This is a genomic window from Streptomyces sp. NPDC102514, from assembly GCF_055584525.1.
Window position 1 is genome coordinate 28,943 of sequence record NZ_JBVJLW010000003.1, and the last position, 16,858, is coordinate 45,800.

Here is a 16,858-nt window from a genome sequence, read left to right on the forward strand (position 1 = left end):
ACTCCGATGCTGATCCGATATCTCGGCAGGCGCGTGCTGCACGCGTTGCTGGTCATGTGGGCCGCTTTCACGGTCTCCTTCTTCATCCTGTACATCGTGCCCGGCGACCCGGTCGCCGCGATGCTCGGTCCGGAGGCGGTCGCCTCCTCCACCCCGGAGCAACTGGCCGCCCTCCGGAGCGAGTACGGCACGGACAAGCCGGTCCTCGCCCAGTACGGACTCCAGTTGCTGCACCTCGTCCAGGGCAACCTGGGCCGTTCCTTCAACAGCGGTCAGTCCATCTCGCAGATGCTGGCCGACGCCTTCCCCTCCACCCTGACGCTCGCCTCCAGCGCCCTGGTGCTCGCGCTGATCGGCGGCGTCGGGCTGGCGGTCGCGGCCAACCTCACCCGCTCGCTCTGGCTGCGCGGACTCCTGCTGTCGCTTCCGCCGGTGGCGGTGTCGATGCCGACGTTCTGGGTCGGGCTGATGCTCCTGCAGTTCGTCTCGTTCCGCATGGGCCTGCTTCCCGCCGTCGGCGGCAGCGGACTTGAGGCCCTCGTCCTGCCCGCGGTGACCCTCGCCATCCCGATCGGCGCCGTGATAGCCCAGGTCCTCTCCGCCAGCCTTCAGTCCACCCTGGCCGAGCCCTACGTCGAGGTGCTGCGGGCCAAGGGCGCCGGACGGCTGCGCATCCACTTCGGCCACGCGCTGCGCAACGCCGCGATCCCGGCGCTCACCGTGACCGGTGTCCTCGTCGGCGGTCTCTTCGGCGGCTCGGTGCTGGTGGAGACCGTCTTCGCCCGCAACGGACTCGGGCTGACCGCCGCGACCGCCGTCTCCAACAAGGACATCCCGGTCGTCCAGGGCGTCGTGCTCGTGACGGCGCTGATGTTCGTCCTCTCCAGCCTCGTGGTGGACCTCCTCTACCCGCTCATCGATCCGCGGATCCGACTGATGAGGGCAGCTTCATGACTCCGCACATCTCCGCTCCCGACACGGCCGTGCTCCCGGCCGAGGAGCCGACCGACGACCAGGTGCCGTCGGAGACGAAACGGCGCGGATCCGGCAGCCGCCTGCGTGCCGCCGTCCGCCACGCCGGACTCGTCCTGGCCTGCCTCGTGCTCGCCCTGATCGTGTTCTGGGCCCTCTTCCCCGGCTGGTTCTCCGACGCCGACCCCCTGGTCGGCAACGGCGCCGACCGGTTCCTCGCCCCGTCCGCCGAACACCCCTTCGGCACCGACCAGTTCGGCCGCGACATCTACGCCCGGCTGGTCGACGGCGCCTGGCTGTCGGTCAGCGGCGTCGTCGTCGCCGTCGCTCTCGCCCTCGTGGTGGGGACGCTGCTCGGCCTCCTCGCGGGCTTCGTCGGCGGCTGGATCGACGACATCGTGATGCGGGTGTGCGACATCATGCTCGCGATCCCGGCGATCCTGCTGTCGATGGCGGTCATCACCGCGCTCGGCGGCGGCACCGTCAAGGTCGCGATCGCGGTCGGTATCGCCAGCGTGGCCTCGGTCGCCCGGACCATGCGCAGCGAGGTGCTGCGCATCCGCAACGCCGGCTACGTCGACGCGGCCCGGGCCAGCGGGGTGCGCTGGTGGGGGATCCTCGGCCGGCACGTGCTGCCCAACTCGCTCGGCCCCGTGATCGCGCTCACCACCGTCGAGTTCGGCACCGCGCTGCTGGCGATCGCCGCTCTCAGCTTCCTCGGCTACGGCGCCCAGCCACCCGCGCCGGAATGGGGAGCCATGATCGCCGAGGGCCGCGACTACCTGGCCACCGCGTGGTGGCTCACGACGATCCCCGGACTGCTGGTGGTGGTGATCGTGCTGTCCGTCAACCGGGTCGCCCGGCAGGCCGGCTCGTCGAGGAGGAACCGATGAGCGAGACCACGAACACAAGCACAAGCACCAGCACGACTGCGACCGCCGCTGCCGCCGCCGTCGCTGAGAAGACGACGAAATCGGCCGGCCCGCTGCTCGACGTCCGGGACCTGGCGGTCTCCTACCGCGACGGCGCCATCAGCGCCGTGCGCGACGTCAGCTTCACCGTCGGCGCCGGCGAAGTGGTCGCCATCGTCGGGGAGTCCGGTTCGGGCAAGTCGACCACCGCCCTGTCCGTCATGGGCCTGCTCCCCGACAGGGCCCGCATCGACCGGGGCAGCATCGAGTTCGACGGGCGGCGTATCGACCGGTTGCCCGAGACCGCGCTGCGCGCGTTGCGCGGCGGGCTGATCGGCCTCGTTCCGCAGGACCCGACGGTCTCCCTCGACCCGACGCAGCGGGTGGGCCATCAGATCGCCGAGGCGCTCGTCGTCCACGGCCGCCGCACCCGGCGTACCGCCTGGGAACGGGCCGTGGAGATCCTCGGCGAGGCCGGGGTCGACGACCCCGCCCGGCGCGCCCGACAGTACCCCCACGAGTTCTCCGGCGGTATGCGCCAGCGCGTCCTGATCGGCATCGCGTGGGCATGCCGGCCGCGCCTGATCATCGCCGACGAGCCGACCAGCGCCCTCGACGTCACCGTGCAGAAGCAGGTCCTGGACCGCCTAGACGAGCTGATCGCCGACGCGGGCACAGCGGTCGTCCTGGTCACCCACGACCTCGGGGTGGCGGCGGAACGCGCCCAGCGGGTGGTGGTGATGTCCCAGGGACGGGTCGTCGAGAGCGGCCCCAGCGCCCAGGTGCTGACGGACCCGCAGGAGGACTACACCCGGCGGCTGCTGAACTCGCTGCCCACCCGGCGTACCCACCGGGCCACCGCGCGCCGGCGGCCGGCCGCGGAGCCGGGCGGGACGCCCCTGGTCGTCGCGCGCGGACTGGTCAAGGAGTTCCACACCCGCGACGACGCCGGCCGGAGCCAGGTCTTCACCGCCGTCGGCGGCGTCGACCTGGAGATCAACCGCGGGGAGACCCTCTCCGTCGTCGGCGAGTCGGGCTCCGGGAAGACGACGACCGCGCGCATGGTCATGTGCCTGGAGAAGCCGACCGGCGGCACCGTCGAGTTCGACGGCGTCGACACCGGCAGTCTGAAGCCCGCCGAACTGCGCCAGTTGCGCCGCCGCTTCCAGATCGTGCACCAGAACCCCTACGCGTCCCTGAGCCCGCGCCTGTCGCTCGCCCAGATAGTGGAGGAACCGATGAAGGCGTTCGGGATCGGCGACCGGCGGGAACGCCGCGAACGCGCCGGCGAACTCCTCGAACGTGTCGGGCTACCGGCGTCGTACGGAAGCCGGCGCGCCGCGGAGCTGTCCGGCGGCCAGCGGCAGCGCGTCGCCATCGCGCGGGCCCTCGCCCTGAAGCCCGACCTCGTCGTCTGCGACGAGCCGGTCTCCGCGCTCGACGTCACCGTGCAGGCCCAGGTCCTCGACCTGCTGGCCGAGCTCCAGGACTCCCTCGGGCTGTCCTACCTGTTCATCAGCCACGACCTCACGGTCGTGCGCGCGATCTCCGACCGGGTCGCGGTGATGCGCAAGGGCGAAGTGGTCGAGGTCGGCACGGTCGAGGACGTTTTCGAGCGGCCTCAGCACGACTACACCCGTACCCTCCTCGACGCCGTGCCGGAGGGTGCCGCATGAGCGCCCTTCGTGCCCCTGCGGCCCCCGGGGACGCCGTCGGCCTTCTCCGGCGGATGATCCGCGCGGCCTGCGTCAACGACGGTACCGAGGGGTCCGGCCAGGAGATCCGCAATGTCGAGATCCTGCTGGATCATCTGGGCGGCGAGCGGGCGCTGAAGGCGCTCGGCGCCGAGGTCCACCTCGTGGAACCGGCCCCCGGCCGGGGGAACCTGCTGCTGCGCCTGCCCGGCACCGACCCGTCGGCGCCGTCACTGGCCCTGCTCGGTCACCTGGACGTGGTGCCGGCCGACATCGGGGCCTGGACCCGTGATCCCTTCGGCGGTGAACTGGTCGACGGGGTCGTGTGGGGACGCGGCGCGGTCGACATGCTCAGCCTCACCGCGTCGATGGCCGTCGCATTCAAGATCATCGCCGAGTCCGGTGAACGGCCCGCGGGCGACCTGCTGTTCCTGGCCACCGCCGACGAGGAGGCCGGCAGCCGGTACGGGATGGGCTGGCTGATGCGACACCGCCCCGACCTCGTCCTCGCGGACTTCGCGATCACCGAGTCCGGCGGCGGCCTCGTCTTCGGCGGTCCCGACGACCGCCGGGTGAGCGTCACCGTGGGCCAGAAGGGCGCCGCCGGCCGGCGCCTGCGGCTGCGGGGCGAGTCCGGGCACGGCTCCATGCCGTACGGCGTGCTCAGCGGCGCCGTGCTCGCGGCCGACGCCGTCGGCCGACTGGCCGCGCACGAGGCGGAGCCGACCGTACCCGCGGACGGGTGGTGGCCCGGCCTGCTCGCGGCGCTCGGCCTCGCCCCGGACCTGGTGGCGCGGCTGAGCGACCCGGCCACGCTGGACGCGGCCCTGCCCGAGACGGGCGCCTATGCGCGGGTGCTGCACGCCCTCACCCACCTGACCGTCTCGCCCAACGTCGTCACCTCGGGGACGAAGTCCAATGTCATCCCCGGCGAAGGCGTGGTCGAGGTCGATGTCCGCCTGCTGCCCGGTCAGACGGGCGCCGACGCGGACGCGGAGATCGGCCGCGCGCTGGCGGGCCTGCCCGGCGTCACCGTCGAGCCGGGCGCGGAGGCGCCGGCGCTCGTCGCGGCGGCGGACGACCCGCTCTACCGGGCCATCGCCGCCGCGAGCGCCGAGGCCTATCCCGGCGCCCGGCCGCTGCCGCTGCTGACTCCCGGGGGCAACGACGCACGGCACTACCTGGCCCGCGGACTGCCCTGTTACGGGTTCGGTCTCTTCAGCGACGAGCTGGACTACGCCGAGTTCCGGCGCCGGTTCCACGGCGACGACGAGCGTGTCGACGCGGCGTCGGTCGTGCTGTGCGCGGCCACCTACGTCCGCATCGTGCGCCTTCTCGGCACCGTCTGACCGCCCCCATCCCCCACCACCGATCACTCCCCCATCACCCGAAGGAGCCTCATGTCCACCGCCCAGGCCCACTCCCACGCCGCCGACTTCACCTCGCTCTCCACCCATGCGGGGTCCATGTGGCGCCGCTTCGGCGCGTTCAACGCGGCGGTCCTCGACGGCGACACCGCCCTCGACAAGGTGACCAAGGAACTGATCGCCATCGGTGTCGCGCTGACGACCCAGTGCGACGGCTGCCTGGAGGCGCACAGCGCGGCGGCCGTCGCGGCCGGTGCCACGCCCGAGCAGCTCGCGGAGACCGTGCACGTCGCGGCCGCCCTGCGCGCCGGAGGAGCGATCGTCCACGGGATGCGCCATGTGATGCCCGCCGCCACCGCGGCGCAGGACCACTGATGTCCGCCGCCGACGACCCGACCGCGCTCGAACCCTGGCAGTGGCCCGAAGACGTGTGGCGCCCCCTGGTCGAACAGGTCCGGGCGGGCCGGCCGCTGGCGCGGGACGGCTGGCCGGAGGGGGCCCGCGTCGCCGTGGCGATCTCCTTCGACAGCGACCACGAAACGCCGGTGCTGCGGGACAACTCCCAGACGCCCGGCACCCTCGCGGCCGGTGAGTACGGTGCGCGCGTCGCCGTGCCCCGGCTGCTGCGCCTGCTGGCCGAGTACGACGTCCCCGCCACGTTCTTCATGCCGGCGGTGTCCGCGCTGCTGCACCCCGACGAGGTCGAGGCGTACATGGCCGCGGGGCACGAACTGGGTGTTCACGGCTGGATCCACGAGCGCAACACCCTGCTTTCCCGTGACGACGAGCTGGAGCTGACCGCGCGCAGCCTCGACACGCTCCAGCGGCTGTCGGGGCGGCGGCCGGTGGGGATCCGTACGCCGTCCTGGGACTTCTCGCCCCACACCCTGGACGTGCTGCGCGAACTCGGCTTCCGCTACGACTCCTCTCTGATGGCCGACGACGGACCCTACGAACTGCTGGCGGACGGCAGCCCGACGGGCGTGGTCGAGATTCCCGTCGAATGGATCCGCGACGACGCCCCGTACTTCGCCATGGTCCGCTACGCGGGCCTGCGCCCCTACACGCCGCCGGCCGGTGTGCTGGACATCTGGAAGCGGGAGTTCGACGGCGCCGTGGAGGAGGGCGGGCTGTTCCAGCTGACCATGCACCCCTCGCTGATCGGTCACCGCTCGCGCTTCTCGATCCTGCGGGAACTCCTCGCCCACATCCGCGGCACCAGCGGTGTCTGGTGGGCGACCCACGAACAGGTCGCGGCGGTCGCCGCCGCCGGCCTCACCACGACGAAGGGCGCAACCCGATGAGTCAGGAATCCCGGCACGCCGTCGTCACGGGCGCCGGCAACGGCCTCGGGGCGGCCATCGCCCGGCGGCTCGGCGCCGCCGGCTGGGACGTCACGGGTGTCGACGTACGGGCCGCCGCCGTCGAGGAGACACTCGACAGTGTCACGAAGGAGCACGGCGTCCGCACGCGCGCGCTGGTCGGCGACCTGGCCGACCCCGCCTTCGCGACGGGCCTCGTCGACGAGGCGTGGGCGCTGGCCCCCGTGGACGGCCTCGTCAACGCGGCGGGCATCTACCCGGCGATCCCCTTCCTCTCCCTCGACGTCGAGCGGTGGAACCACGTCCAGGCGGTCAACGTCGTCGCGCCCCTCCTCTCGACGCAACAGCTCGCCCGGCACGCCATCGAGGCCGGCCGCACCCCCGCCGTCGTCAACCTCACCTCCGGAGCGGCCAAGCGCGCGCGGCCCGGCACGGCGCACTACTCGACGTCCAAGGCGGCGCTGACGATGGTCACGATGGCCTGCGCGATCGAGCTGGGCCACGTGGGCATCCGTGTGAACGCCGTGGCGCCGGGGTTCTTCTCCATCGACAGCGAGGTCAACCCGATCAGCGCGGAGTACGCCGCGCTCATGGCCTCGGCCGACATCCTCCCCGGCGGTGCCCGGCCCGAGGACGTGGCCAACGCGGTGCTCTACCTGCTCGGCGACGAGGCCCGCTGGATCACCGGCGCCACCCTCCCGGTCGACGGCGGCACCTCCGTCGGCTCGGCGAGCCTGCCCCAGCACTTCCCCGACACGAGCCCGTGGCAGGTCGGCACCACCGCGGCCCCCGACACCCCCGAGGAGAACTGAATGACCGACCGCAGCTACACGATCATCGGCGCCGGCGCGATCGGCGGTACCGTCGCCCACGCGATGGCGCACGCGGGTGTCAAGGTCACCTTGGTCGACACCGATGCCGCCCACGTCGCGGCGATCCGCGTGGGCGGCCTGCGCATCCGCGCGGTCGACGGCACCGACGACGCGGTGCGGGTCCCGGCGTACACGACGGCCGATTACCCGGCCGACGCCGAGCCGATCGACATCGCCGTGATAGCCACCAAGTCGCAGCACACACGCGACGCCGCCCGGTGGATCGCGCCCCGGCTGGCCGGTGACGGCCGGGTGGTGTCGCTCCAGAACGGTGTCAACGAGCCGGTCATCGCCGAGGTGGTCGGCGCCGACCGGGTCATCAGCGCGTTCGTCAACATCTTCAGCGACTTCCTGGAGCCGGGTGTGGTGTCCTTCGGTGGCACGGGCGCTCTCTCCGTGGGTATGCCGGACGGTTCGGCCCCGGACCGGCATGCCCTGGACGTCGCGGTCGACTTCCGTGCCTACGGCCCCGTCACCGCGTCGGCGAACGTCGCCGGCTACCGGTTCGCGAAGCGCGGTTTCGGCGGCATCCTCGGCCTGACCTCGGTCGTGGATGCCCCGATGGCCGAGGTCGTGGACGGCAACCGCGACCTCGCCGCGGCCGTCGCACGGGAGAGCACGGAGGTCGCGGTACGGGCCGGCGTCGTCCTGGAGAACTTCGACGCCTACGAGCCCTACGCGTTCCGGGCCGACGCCTCCGAGGCCGCCCGGGAGGCGGCGCTCGACCGGCTCGTGCGCTACCTCGCCGGACAGCCGAAGGACCGCAGCGGTGGCTTCCGCGACATCGCGGTGCGCCGGCGCCCCCTCGAACGCGGCCTCGTCGACGACGGGTACGCCGCCCTGGCGGCCGAGCACGGCGTCGACACGCGCATGAGCCGCACGGTTGGGGTGATGCTGGGCGAGATCTCGTCCGGCGAACGCTCGTTCTCCCCGGACAACCTCAAGGAACTCCGCACGCTGCTCGGCTGATACGCGGGCCCGACCCGGCCGGCGCCCCCGCGGCGGCCGTTCTTGCTTGAGGGGGTGCCCCCGTACTCGCGACTCGCGCGCGAGTACGGGGGCCGGTGTGTCGGTGGGCGGTGCGCGGTGCGGGAGTCACAGAGGAGTTGCGGTCAGCTGCTTACCTGTTGCCAGTGCCGGAACTGGTCCGTCCACGGACCGGCTTCCTTCAACTGCAGGACGGCATTTCCTTCCTGATAACTCTGGCGTGTGGGGACCGCCAGGCTTCTAGGCGGCCGACCCGTACGGCCGTTACCTCGTTCTTCGAGACCGGCAACGCGGCGAGGTGCGCGGTCCGCTTTCCGACGGTTCGGGTGTCACCCCGGGAGGGTGATGCCCGTACCGGCGGACCGGGGCAGTTTTCGGTGGACGGCGGTGTATGCCGCGCCGGCTCGCGAGCACGGAGGTTCGCCGTGGCGGACAGTGGCGGACATGAGCACCCGGTGTCGTGCTGGCCGGTCGTCCGGGGGCTGTGTGTGGTGGGCCGGAAGAGCCTCTTCTAGTTGGTTACGAGGTGTCGCATGAAGGACAAGCGTGCGAAGCGGATAGCCGAGTTCATCGCCCCGCTGCGGGTGGAACCCGGGCGCAAGGTGCGCCTGGCCGAGGACTTCGATCCGGGCGACCGTGCCGGCATCGCGCACAAGAAGCAGGGCCGGGAGCTGCTGCGCAACGGTGTCGAGCTGCTCGCCGACCATCAGCGCAGGCTGGCCGCGCAGGGCAGCCATGGGGTGCTGCTGTGTCTGCAGGCGCTGGACGCCGGCGGCAAGGACGGGACCATCCGGCACGTCATGAGCGGTGTGAACCCGCAGGGTGTGCGGGTGTCGAGCTTCAAGGTGCCCTCGGCCGAGGGAGCTGGGCCACGACTACTTGTGGCGTTACGCCCGCCGGCTCCCGAGCCGCGGTGAGATCGGCATCTTCAACCGGTCCTACTACGAGGAGGTCCTCGTCGTACGGGTGCACCCGGAGCTGCTGGCGCGGCAGCACCTGCCGGACCGTCCGGGCAAGGCGCTGTGGCGCCGGCGCTACCGCGAGATCAACGACTGGGAGCGGTATCTGACGGACAACGGCTTCCGGATCGTCAAGCTGTTCCTGAACCTCTCCCGGGAGGAGCAGCGGATCAGGTTCCTGAAGCGGATCGATGTGCCGGAGCGGAACTGGAAGTTCTCGGCGGCGGACGTCAGGGAGCGCGCCTCCTGGGACGCGTACCAGTCGGCGTTCTCAGCGCTGCTCTCCGCGACGAGCACCGCGTGGGCGCCCTGGTACGTGGTGCCCGCGGACCACAAGTGGTTCGCCCGGACCTGCGCGGCGGCGGTGCTCGCCCACACGCTGATCGAACTCGACCCGCGGTATCCGGAGATCGATGACGCCGCCCGGCACGAACTGCAGTTGGCGCGCAAGCAGTTGGAGGGTGACGGGCCGGACGGGGGTTCCGCCCGATGACCGCGCGGGCGCCGGGGACCGCCGCGTCCGCCGCGTCCGCCGCGGCGGCGGTGGGGGTGGTGGACTGGTGGGCGCGGACGGCCGACGAGGTGGCCGCGGCGCTGGACGTCGATCCGGCCGTGGGGCTGAGTGGTGAGCGGGTGGAGCGGCGGCTGGCCGAGGACGGGCCCAACACGCTGCCGGAGGAGCGGGCGGTGCCCGGGTGGCGCCGGTTCGCCGGCCAGTACACCTCGTACATGCAGATCATCCTGGTGGCCTCCGCCGTCGTGTCGCTGCTCGTGCAGGAGTGGGGCACGGCGGCGGTGCTGCTGGCGCTGACCTTGCTCAACGCCGTCATCGGGCTGCGCCAGGAGGGCAAGGCGGAGAGCGCCATGAACGCCTTGAAGGCGATGGCGAAGGTGACCGCGCGGGTGCGGCGGGACGGGACGGAGCGTGAGGTCCCCGCCGAGGAGGTCGTGGTCGGCGACGTGGTGCTGCTGAGCGCGGGGGACGAAGTGCCCGCGGACGGGCGGCTGGTGGGGGCGGTGGCGCTGCAGATCGACGAGTCGGCGCTGACCGGGGAGAGCGTGCCCGCCGCCAAGGACACCGTCGTGGTGCGGAGCACGGCCCCGGGGCCCGGCGAGCAGTCGGACATGGCGTTCATGAACACCCCGGTCACCCACGGCAGCGGGGTTCTCGTCGTCACCGCGACCGGGGCCGGCACCGAGCTGGGCCGGATCTCAGGGATGCTGTCGGCGACCCGGCGCGCGCCCTCGCCGCTCACCCGGGAGCTGGACCGGCTGACCCTGTGGATCGTGGGCGCGGCCGGCCTCACCATGATCATGATGTTCTGGCTGGGCCGGGAGCGGGGCGAGGCGTGGGACGTGCTGTTCGTGAGCGCGGTGTCCCTGGCGATCGCCGCCGTGCCGGAGGCGCTGCCGACGGTGACGCAGACGATCCTGTCGCTCGGCGGGCTGGACCTCGCCCGGCGGCACGCGATCGTCAAGGACCTGCCGTCGGTCGAGACCCTGGGGTTCGTCTCGGCGATCAACTCCGACAAGACCGGCACGCTGACGATGAACCAGGTGACGGTCGTGGAGGTGGTGGACCCCTACGACCGGTACACCGTCTCCGGCTCCGGGTACGGCCTGGAGGGCCGGGTCCGGCGCGCGGCGGGCAGCGCCACGGAGATCGAGGGGGCGATCCTGCCGTACCTGGTTGCCAACGACGCGACCCTCACCGGCGACAACCGGGTGGTCGGGGATCCCACGGAGGGCGCTCTGATCGTGCTCGGGCACAAGGCCGGTCTGGACGTGCAGGAGACCCGTGCGCGGCTGCCGCGGCTCGCGACGCTGCCCTTCGACCCCGCGTACAAGCTGATGGCGACCTTCCACGCGGCCCGGGACGCCAAGGGCCGGGACGTGGTGCGCTGCTTCGTCAAGGGTGCGGCGCCCGCCGTGCTGGAACGCACGGAGACGGCCCTGTCGGCCGGGGAGAGCGTCCCGTTCGACGCGGCGCTGCGCCGGCGCGCGCAGGAGGAGGTGGAGCGGATGGGGCGGGCCGGGCTCCGGGTGATGGCCGCCGCCGCGCGGGACCTGGACCCGGCGGAGTTCCACGCGGACGGCGATCTCCTGGCGTACGTCGCCGGGTTGCGGGTGACCTCCCTGGTGGGGATGGTCGACCCGCCGCGCGCCAACTCGCGGGAGGCGGTCGCCGCCGCCCAGGCCGCAGGTGTACGGGTGCGCATGGTGACCGGTGACGACGTCGTCACCGGTGCCGCCGTGGCCCGGCAGGTCGGCATCGAGGGCGAGGCGATGCTGGGCGCCGACTTCGCGGCACTGAACGAGGAGGACCGGCTGGCCCGCATCGACCGCATCGGGGTGCTCGGCCGGGTGGCGCCCGAGCACAAGGTGCTGTTGGCGGACACCCTGAAGCAGCGGGGCGACGTGGTGGCGATGACGGGGGACGGTGTCAACGACGCCCCGGCCATCAAGGCCGCCGACATCGGCATCGCGATGGGCTCCGGCACGGACGTCGCGAAGAACGCGGGGCGGATGATCCTCTCCGACGACGACTTCGCCACGATCGTGTTCGCCGTGGAGCAGGGCCGGAAGATCTACGACAACCTCACCAAGTACATCCGGTTCGTGCTGATCCTGCTCGTCGTGTTCGTGCTGGTGTTCCTCGGCGCGGTGCTGTTCGACATCGCGGACGGGGAGCCGTTCGCCCCCGCCCAGGTGCTGTGGATCCACTTCTTCGTCAACGCCGCCTTCGGCTTCTCGCTGGGCTTCGACCGGGTGAGCCCCGGGCTGATGACACGCCGTCCGCGGCCGCGCGGCGAACCGGTGATGACGCGTCCGCTGATGGTGACCGTCGGCCTCGCGGGGACGTTCACGGCCGCCGCGCTGCTGGGCGTGCTCGTCCTCGGCGAGAAGCGCTACGACTCCCCCGCCGTGGGCAACTCGATCGCCCTGACCGCGTTCGCGCTCTGTCTGATCGTCTCCGCGCTGGAGTGCCGCAGCCCGCTCGGGACGGTGCTGAGCGTCGACACCTTCGACAGCAGGCAGCTCAACCGGACGCTGCTGGCCGAGGGCGTCCTCGCCGTACTGGTGGTGCAGACCGACGTCTTCAACCGGATCCTGGGCACCACGCCGCTCCACCTCGGCCAGTTCGGCTGGGCACTGCTGCCGCCGCTTGCGCTGCTCGTGCTGTGGGAGGTGGGGAAGTTCGCCGTCCGCCGCCGACGGCCCGCCGGGGCGGGGTGAGGCCCGCGACCGGGGCGCGGGGACTGGCGGTGCGCACGGTCGAGGAGGCAGGCGCGGTCGATCCGTACGATCACGCGGCGACCGCCGCCTTACGGCCGGCCCTGCCCTGGTGCCCGAACTCGTCGGCGAAGCTCCCGGCCCGGGCGTCGGCGACGTGCGCGCCCGTGGCGAGGAAGCGGTGCCGCAGATCGTTGGCCTCGTCGGCGAGCACCTGCTTGGCATAAGCCGAGCCCATGCCCGCGCGGCCCCGCGGTTCGACAGCACCCTGGGGTACGGCCGCCGATTCGCAGGAGCATCCTGCCGATTTCTCAGCTGTTCCGTTTGCTTGGAGTGCACGCCAAGGCCCTAGCGTTGAGGGCATTCCGCTATCACCAGGGTCTCGCCGGTTTCTCGGAAGACTTTCTTCTCAACCGGCTCCCGGCCAAGCAAGCCACTACGCCCCTGGCCTGCTTCTGCTTAAAGAACCGAAAGCCGAACCGAACACCGGATGCGTCGACGCGTCATCTCTCACGACCACTAAGAAGGACAGCACGTGGTAAAGAATCAATTTACAACGCATGCAGAACTTTTCGATCTGCGGGGGAAGCGCGCGCTCGTCACCGGTGGCACCAGAGGCATCGGGATGATGATCACGCGTGGTCTTCTCCAGGCGGGCGCCCGCGTGGTCATCAGCTCGCGCAACGCAGAAGCGTGCGCTCAGGCACAGGAACAGCTGTCCGCATTCGGTGAGGTGCTGGCCATCCCCGCCGACCTGTCCCGCCACGACGAGTGCCGGCGGCTGTCCGACCTCGTCACCGCTGACTCGGAGCGTCTCGACATCCTCGTCAACAACGCGGGCGCCCTGTGGGACGAGCCGTTGGAGACGTTCCCGGACGCGGCCTGGGACACGGTCGTCGACCTCAACCTGAAGTCGCCGTTCTGGCTGGTCCAGGCGCTGCTGCCCGCACTGCGCAAGGCGGGCACCGCCGACGATCCCGCGCGGATCATCAACATCGGCAGCATCGCCGCCATCCACATCCCCCAGCGGCCCAACTACTCGTACTCCAGCAGCAAGGCAGCGCTGCATCAGCTCACCAGGGTGCTCGCCAAGGAACTGGGACCGCAGCACGTCACCGTCAACGCCGTGGCGCCTGGACCGTTCCCGTCGACGATGATGGCCGCAACCCTCGACGAGCACGGCGAGGCGATCGCGGCGTCGGCCCCACTGCGCCGGATCGGCCGCGACGACGACATGGCCGGTGTCGCGGTGTTCCTCGCCGGCCGGGCAGGCGCATACCTCACAGGCACCGTGATCCCCGTCGACGGCGGCATCGCCACGACCGCATAAGCCGCCGAAGAGTTCCTGCGGGCAGTCGAGTCTCCGCCACATCCGGTCGTCGTCCGGCTGCGAATACCTCCTGGCAACGACGTTCGCCGCAACCCGGTTCGGAACCAGCCCAAGGCATCTGCACAGGAGGTTCGCCAGTGACTCTTCATGCCCATCCGCGCCCGCTCAAGCTCACACTGACCCTGCTGGCCTGCGCCGCGTTGACGGTTGCCGTCCCCGCGGGGGTGGCCACGCCCGCGCAGGCCGCGGACCGGTGCAACACCGCCGGCCACGCCTACCTGACCCAGCCCGGAAAGATCTACTTCTCCGGCTACAACGGGGACCAGAGCCTCGGCATCCCGACCTTCAACACCTTCCGCGGCGACACCTTCCGCCTGGGCGGCAACGGCATTCTCCCCGGCACCACGATCCGGTTCCAGGCCGTGAACGTCGACACCGGCGCACAGATCAACTTCTACCGCGGCCAGCCCGTCTACACCACCCGCGGAGCCGGCGGAAACTGCGTCGTCAACGAAGAAGGCCCGCTCACCGTCACCGCACCCTCCGGCACCTACCGGGTCACAGCACTCTACGACCCGGGAAACACCCCACCCATCACCCCCGGAGACATCATCGACCAAGTGGTCAACGTCGTGGTCTCCTGACCCCGCCTCACGTGCGGCCGCCCTCGGACGGCCGCACACCAGACAAGGCGTCAACGAAGAGGGGTGGAGCTCGTGGTGGGTCTCAGGCGAGGCGCTTGCGGCCCCAGAAGAAGAGGAACACCGTGACGGCGGCCGTCAGGGCCAGCAGGATCGACGCACCGAGCCACTGCATGCCGTTCATCTGGGAGATCGGCAGGTAGTCGACCGACCAGCCCACGACATCCGCCTTCTGCAGGCACACCTCCAGCGCCTGTTCCGTCGGTGCGTCCCCACAGGTGTTCCAGTCGAGGAGTTTCCCGTCGCCGGTGAGGAACGACGGGCGCGACCCGTCCATCTGGTGCGCGCCCCTGGGCAGCGTCTGGATCGCGGCTTCGGCCAGGACGCCCTTGCTCGATGTGCCCGTGACGACGTTGCCGAGCGACAGCAGGAAGTGGGACCAGACGAGTTGGACGGCCACGGTGAAACCGAGGGTGACCACCATGGCGATCAGTGTGCGGCGCAGCACCACGCCGATCGCCACCCCGCCGAAGACGCAGAAGAGGGCGAGGGCGACGGGCGCGGGTCCCGTGCTGTTGAAGGTGGGTTCGGAGATCCACTCCGTGGCCGTGACCTCGGACTTGTAGAGGTTCCACCACCAGCCGAACGCGGCCGACAGGGCGACCGTGCTCACGATGACCACCAGCGCGGTCAGGGCCAGTTTCGTGGTCAGCCAGCGGGTGCGGTCCACGGACTGGGTGACGACCAGTTTGGCGGTGCCGTTCTCCAGGTCGCCGGCGAACAGCGGGGCGCCGAGAAAGACACCGAGCAGGATCGGTAGCAGCCGCAGTCCCGTGGACAGGGGGGTGTAACCGGCGATGTGCAGCTGGGAGCGCTGGAAGACGATGAACGCCACGGCGAGTGCGGAGGCGCCGAGGACGGTCCAGAACACGGCCCGGTGCTGGCGCCAGACCAGCCACGGCATGCCCTTGAGGAGCGGAGGGAGTTGGCCCATGCCCTTGGTGCCCGTGGCCTCGGACCCGCTCGTCGTCGGGGTGCTGGTGAGAGAGGTCATGCCGCCACCGTCCGGGTGTCGTACGCCTGGCCTTGAGCCTGGGCGGTGGGGGTGATCAGAGGTGGTGCGTCGGGTGAGCGGAGATAGGCGAGCAGGAGTTCTTCCAAGCTCGGGCTGTCCGTCTCCCCCGGGCCGGCGACCGGGCCCTCCGGGCGGATCAGTGCGGTGAACTGCCGTCCGCTGATCCGGGACTCGACGACGGAGTGGTGCGCGAGGGAGGCGGGCAGCCCTTCGCCCTCCTTGGCACCGGTGACCATGGTGTGCACCGACAGCAGCTCGTCCACGTCACCGGCGAGGCGTACTCCGCCGCCGGAGAGGACGACGAGGTAGTCGCAGAGGTTCTCCAGTTCGGCCAGGACGTGGGTGGATATCAGGACGGTGGTGCCGCGCTCGGCAGTTTCGGCGAGGAGGGTGCCCATCAGTTCTTTACGCGCGACCGGGTCGAGGTTCGACATCGGCTCGTCGAGGAGCAGCAGGTCGGGGCGCTTGCCGAGGGCGAGGGCAAGGGCGACGCGGGTGCGCTGGCCGCCGGAGAGGGTGTTGATCTTCGCGCCGAAGGGTACGTCGCCCGCTCTGACGATGTCCTCGGCGGCGCGCTGGTCCCAGCCCGGGTTCAGTTCTCGCCCCAGCCGCAGGGTCTCCGCCACGGTGAACCGGGGGAACAGGGGCTTCTCCTGGGCGAGTAACGCGATGCGCCCCGAGTCCACCGAGCCCGGTGCCGCCCCGAACAGGCTGAGCGTGCCCTGCGTCGGCTCCAGGACGTGGGCCGCGATGTTCAGCAGCGTGCTCTTGCCCGCGCCGTTGGGGCCGACCAGACCGCAGACCCGTCCAGCCGGGAGCCGGAAGGAACAGTCCTTCAGCGCCCATCCCCGCCGGTAGCGCATCCCCAGGCCGTGCGCCTCAAGCGCCGGCTCCCCTGCCTTTATGCCGTTACTCACCAGTGCTCCTAGTTGTCGTGGCCGCCGTCGCCGTACCGGTGGCGTACTGCTTCTCCATGGCCGACGCGACCAGTGCGGCCACGTCCTCCTGCTCCAGGCCCGCCTCGGCCGCCCGGGACATCCACGCCACCAGCTCCCCGTACAGCGGTGAGTCGATGCCCGCCGAGGGGCGGGCCAGCGTGCGGCGTACGAACGTGCCCCGGCCGGGTCGCGGTTCGACCAGGCCCTCGCGCTCCAGCTCGCGGTATGCCTTGAGGGTGGTGTTCGGGTTGACCGCGCTGACCTCGGCGACTTCCTTGGCGGTCGGCAGCCGGTCGCCCGGCACCAGTACGCCCAGTCGAAGGGCCTGCTTGGTCTGCTGCACGATCTGCTGGAAGGCGGGGACTCCGTTCCGCCTGTCGATGCGGAACTCCATGACTACCACCACCATTCAACTACTCGATTAGTGGAATGATGATGGAGGAGCGTGCGAGTGGTTGTCAACGCCAATCGGAGGGGCTTTCGTGCTGTGCCGCACGCCGAGTTGCCGTGCGGTCTCGACGGTCTCGGCCCATGTGATGGTCCGCGCCGCGCCGAC

Annotated in this window: 17 protein-coding genes; 13 read left to right on the forward strand and 4 right to left on the reverse strand. The window is 71.2% G+C overall.

What is annotated here, in order from left to right; genetic code table 11:
* The first annotated feature begins 6 nt into the window (after positions 1-6).
* The 11 genes from ACZ60E_RS08360 to ACZ60E_RS08410 all read left to right on the forward strand — a co-directional run bounded on the left by ACZ60E_RS08360 (position 7) and on the right by ACZ60E_RS08410 (position 12,321).
* A complete protein-coding gene (locus ACZ60E_RS08360) occupies positions 7-954 on the forward strand; it encodes an ABC transporter permease (protein WP_384808789.1) in 948 nt (315 codons plus the stop codon).
* A complete protein-coding gene (locus tag ACZ60E_RS08365) occupies positions 951-1,865 on the forward strand; it encodes an ABC transporter permease (RefSeq protein WP_469439039.1) in 915 nt (304 codons plus the stop codon). The genes ACZ60E_RS08360 and ACZ60E_RS08365 overlap by 4 nt, the downstream gene beginning before the upstream one ends.
* On the forward strand, positions 1,862-3,559 hold the full coding sequence (locus ACZ60E_RS08370; protein WP_469439040.1) for a dipeptide ABC transporter ATP-binding protein: 1,698 nt from the start codon (positions 1,862-1,864) through the stop codon (positions 3,557-3,559). Before ACZ60E_RS08365 ends, ACZ60E_RS08370 begins: the two co-directional genes overlap by 4 nt.
* Positions 3,556-4,926 (forward strand): M20/M25/M40 family metallo-hydrolase, encoded by a 1,371-nt coding sequence (locus ACZ60E_RS08375; protein WP_469439041.1) that lies wholly within the window; start codon positions 3,556-3,558, stop codon positions 4,924-4,926. The genes ACZ60E_RS08370 and ACZ60E_RS08375 overlap by 4 nt, the downstream gene beginning before the upstream one ends.
* A 51-nt stretch (positions 4,927-4,977) precedes the next feature.
* Positions 4,978-5,319, forward strand: coding sequence for a carboxymuconolactone decarboxylase family protein (locus ACZ60E_RS08380; protein ID WP_453793618.1), 342 nt, complete (start codon positions 4,978-4,980; stop codon positions 5,317-5,319).
* On the forward strand, positions 5,319-6,248 hold the full coding sequence (locus ACZ60E_RS08385; RefSeq protein ID WP_469439042.1) for a polysaccharide deacetylase family protein: 930 nt from the start codon (positions 5,319-5,321) through the stop codon (positions 6,246-6,248). The genes ACZ60E_RS08380 and ACZ60E_RS08385 overlap by 1 nt, the downstream gene beginning before the upstream one ends.
* Entirely contained in the window at positions 6,245-7,078 is an 834-nt protein-coding gene (locus ACZ60E_RS08390; RefSeq protein ID WP_469439043.1) for an SDR family NAD(P)-dependent oxidoreductase, read from the forward strand. Before ACZ60E_RS08385 ends, ACZ60E_RS08390 begins: the two co-directional genes overlap by 4 nt.
* Positions 7,079-8,107: a ketopantoate reductase family protein gene (locus ACZ60E_RS08395; protein ID WP_469439044.1), complete on the forward strand. Its 1,029-nt coding sequence runs from the start codon at positions 7,079-7,081 to the stop codon at positions 8,105-8,107.
* 551 nt (positions 8,108-8,658) lie between these two features.
* Positions 8,659-9,042, forward strand: coding sequence for a polyphosphate kinase 2 family protein (locus ACZ60E_RS08400; protein WP_469439045.1), 384 nt, complete (start codon positions 8,659-8,661; stop codon positions 9,040-9,042).
* On the forward strand, positions 8,948-9,577 hold the full coding sequence (locus tag ACZ60E_RS08405) for a PPK2 family polyphosphate kinase (protein ID WP_469439046.1): 630 nt from the start codon (positions 8,948-8,950) through the stop codon (positions 9,575-9,577). Before ACZ60E_RS08400 ends, ACZ60E_RS08405 begins: the two co-directional genes overlap by 95 nt.
* Positions 9,574-12,321, forward strand: coding sequence for a cation-translocating P-type ATPase (locus tag ACZ60E_RS08410; RefSeq protein ID WP_469439047.1), 2,748 nt, complete (start codon positions 9,574-9,576; stop codon positions 12,319-12,321). Before ACZ60E_RS08405 ends, ACZ60E_RS08410 begins: the two co-directional genes overlap by 4 nt.
* A gap of 70 nt (positions 12,322-12,391) precedes the next feature.
* Here the strand turns inward: ACZ60E_RS08410 and ACZ60E_RS08415 are convergent, their stop codons facing one another.
* Positions 12,392-12,556 (reverse strand): hypothetical protein, encoded by a 165-nt coding sequence (locus ACZ60E_RS08415; protein ID WP_469439048.1) that lies wholly within the window; start codon positions 12,554-12,556, stop codon positions 12,392-12,394.
* Positions 12,557-12,853: 297 nt separating this feature from the next.
* Here ACZ60E_RS08415 and ACZ60E_RS08420 point away from each other — a divergent pair, with 297 nt between their 5' ends.
* Together ACZ60E_RS08420 and ACZ60E_RS08425 are read left to right on the forward strand one after the other, a co-directional pair.
* Entirely contained in the window at positions 12,854-13,648 is a 795-nt protein-coding gene (locus ACZ60E_RS08420) for an SDR family oxidoreductase (RefSeq protein WP_469439049.1), read from the forward strand.
* 137 nt (positions 13,649-13,785) lie between these two features.
* Positions 13,786-14,292 carry a hypothetical protein gene (locus tag ACZ60E_RS08425; protein ID WP_469439050.1) on the forward strand — a complete coding sequence of 169 codons (507 nt, stop codon included), beginning with the start codon at positions 13,786-13,788 and terminating at the stop codon, positions 14,290-14,292.
* A gap of 82 nt (positions 14,293-14,374) precedes the next feature.
* Here ACZ60E_RS08425 and ACZ60E_RS08430 read toward each other — a convergent pair whose 3' ends face one another.
* From ACZ60E_RS08430 to ACZ60E_RS08440, 3 genes are read right to left on the reverse strand one after another with little or no spacing between them, the layout of a single operon-like run.
* Positions 14,375-15,343: an ABC-2 transporter permease gene (locus tag ACZ60E_RS08430; RefSeq protein WP_469439051.1), complete on the reverse strand. Its 969-nt coding sequence runs from the start codon at positions 15,341-15,343 to the stop codon at positions 14,375-14,377.
* Positions 15,340-16,227 (reverse strand): ABC transporter ATP-binding protein, encoded by an 888-nt coding sequence (locus ACZ60E_RS08435; RefSeq protein WP_469439639.1) that lies wholly within the window; start codon positions 16,225-16,227, stop codon positions 15,340-15,342. Before ACZ60E_RS08435 ends, ACZ60E_RS08430 begins: the two co-directional genes overlap by 4 nt.
* A gap of 46 nt (positions 16,228-16,273) precedes the next feature.
* On the reverse strand, positions 16,274-16,711 hold the full coding sequence (locus tag ACZ60E_RS08440) for a GntR family transcriptional regulator (protein ID WP_384808817.1): 438 nt from the start codon (positions 16,709-16,711) through the stop codon (positions 16,274-16,276).
* Between the last annotated feature and the right edge of the window lie 147 nt (positions 16,712-16,858).

Bases quoted from the DNA above. Each gene is read 5' to 3' on its own strand.
- ACZ60E_RS08360 (WP_384808789.1), top strand. From the start codon at position 7: ATGCTGATCCGATATCTCGGCAGGCGCGTGCTGCACGCGTTGCTGGTC.
- ACZ60E_RS08365 (WP_469439039.1), top strand. From the start codon at position 951: ATGACTCCGCACATCTCCGCTCCCGACACGGCCGTGCTCCCGGCCGAG.
- ACZ60E_RS08370 (WP_469439040.1), top strand. From the start codon at position 1,862: ATGAGCGAGACCACGAACACAAGCACAAGCACCAGCACGACTGCGACC.
- ACZ60E_RS08375 (WP_469439041.1), top strand. From the start codon at position 3,556: ATGAGCGCCCTTCGTGCCCCTGCGGCCCCCGGGGACGCCGTCGGCCTT.
- ACZ60E_RS08380 (WP_453793618.1), top strand. From the start codon at position 4,978: ATGTCCACCGCCCAGGCCCACTCCCACGCCGCCGACTTCACCTCGCTC.
- ACZ60E_RS08385 (WP_469439042.1), top strand. From the start codon at position 5,319: ATGTCCGCCGCCGACGACCCGACCGCGCTCGAACCCTGGCAGTGGCCC.
- ACZ60E_RS08390 (WP_469439043.1), top strand. From the start codon at position 6,245: ATGAGTCAGGAATCCCGGCACGCCGTCGTCACGGGCGCCGGCAACGGC.
- ACZ60E_RS08395 (WP_469439044.1), top strand. From the start codon at position 7,079: ATGACCGACCGCAGCTACACGATCATCGGCGCCGGCGCGATCGGCGGT.
- ACZ60E_RS08400 (WP_469439045.1), top strand. From the start codon at position 8,659: ATGAAGGACAAGCGTGCGAAGCGGATAGCCGAGTTCATCGCCCCGCTG.
- ACZ60E_RS08410 (WP_469439047.1), top strand. From the start codon at position 9,574: ATGACCGCGCGGGCGCCGGGGACCGCCGCGTCCGCCGCGTCCGCCGCG.
- ACZ60E_RS08415 (WP_469439048.1), bottom strand. From the start codon at position 12,556: ATGGGCTCGGCTTATGCCAAGCAGGTGCTCGCCGACGAGGCCAACGAT.
- ACZ60E_RS08430 (WP_469439051.1), bottom strand. From the start codon at position 15,343: ATGACCTCTCTCACCAGCACCCCGACGACGAGCGGGTCCGAGGCCACG.
- ACZ60E_RS08435 (WP_469439639.1), bottom strand. From the start codon at position 16,227: ATGCGCTACCGGCGGGGATGGGCGCTGAAGGACTGTTCCTTCCGGCTC.
- ACZ60E_RS08440 (WP_384808817.1), bottom strand. From the start codon at position 16,711: ATGGTGGTGGTAGTCATGGAGTTCCGCATCGACAGGCGGAACGGAGTC.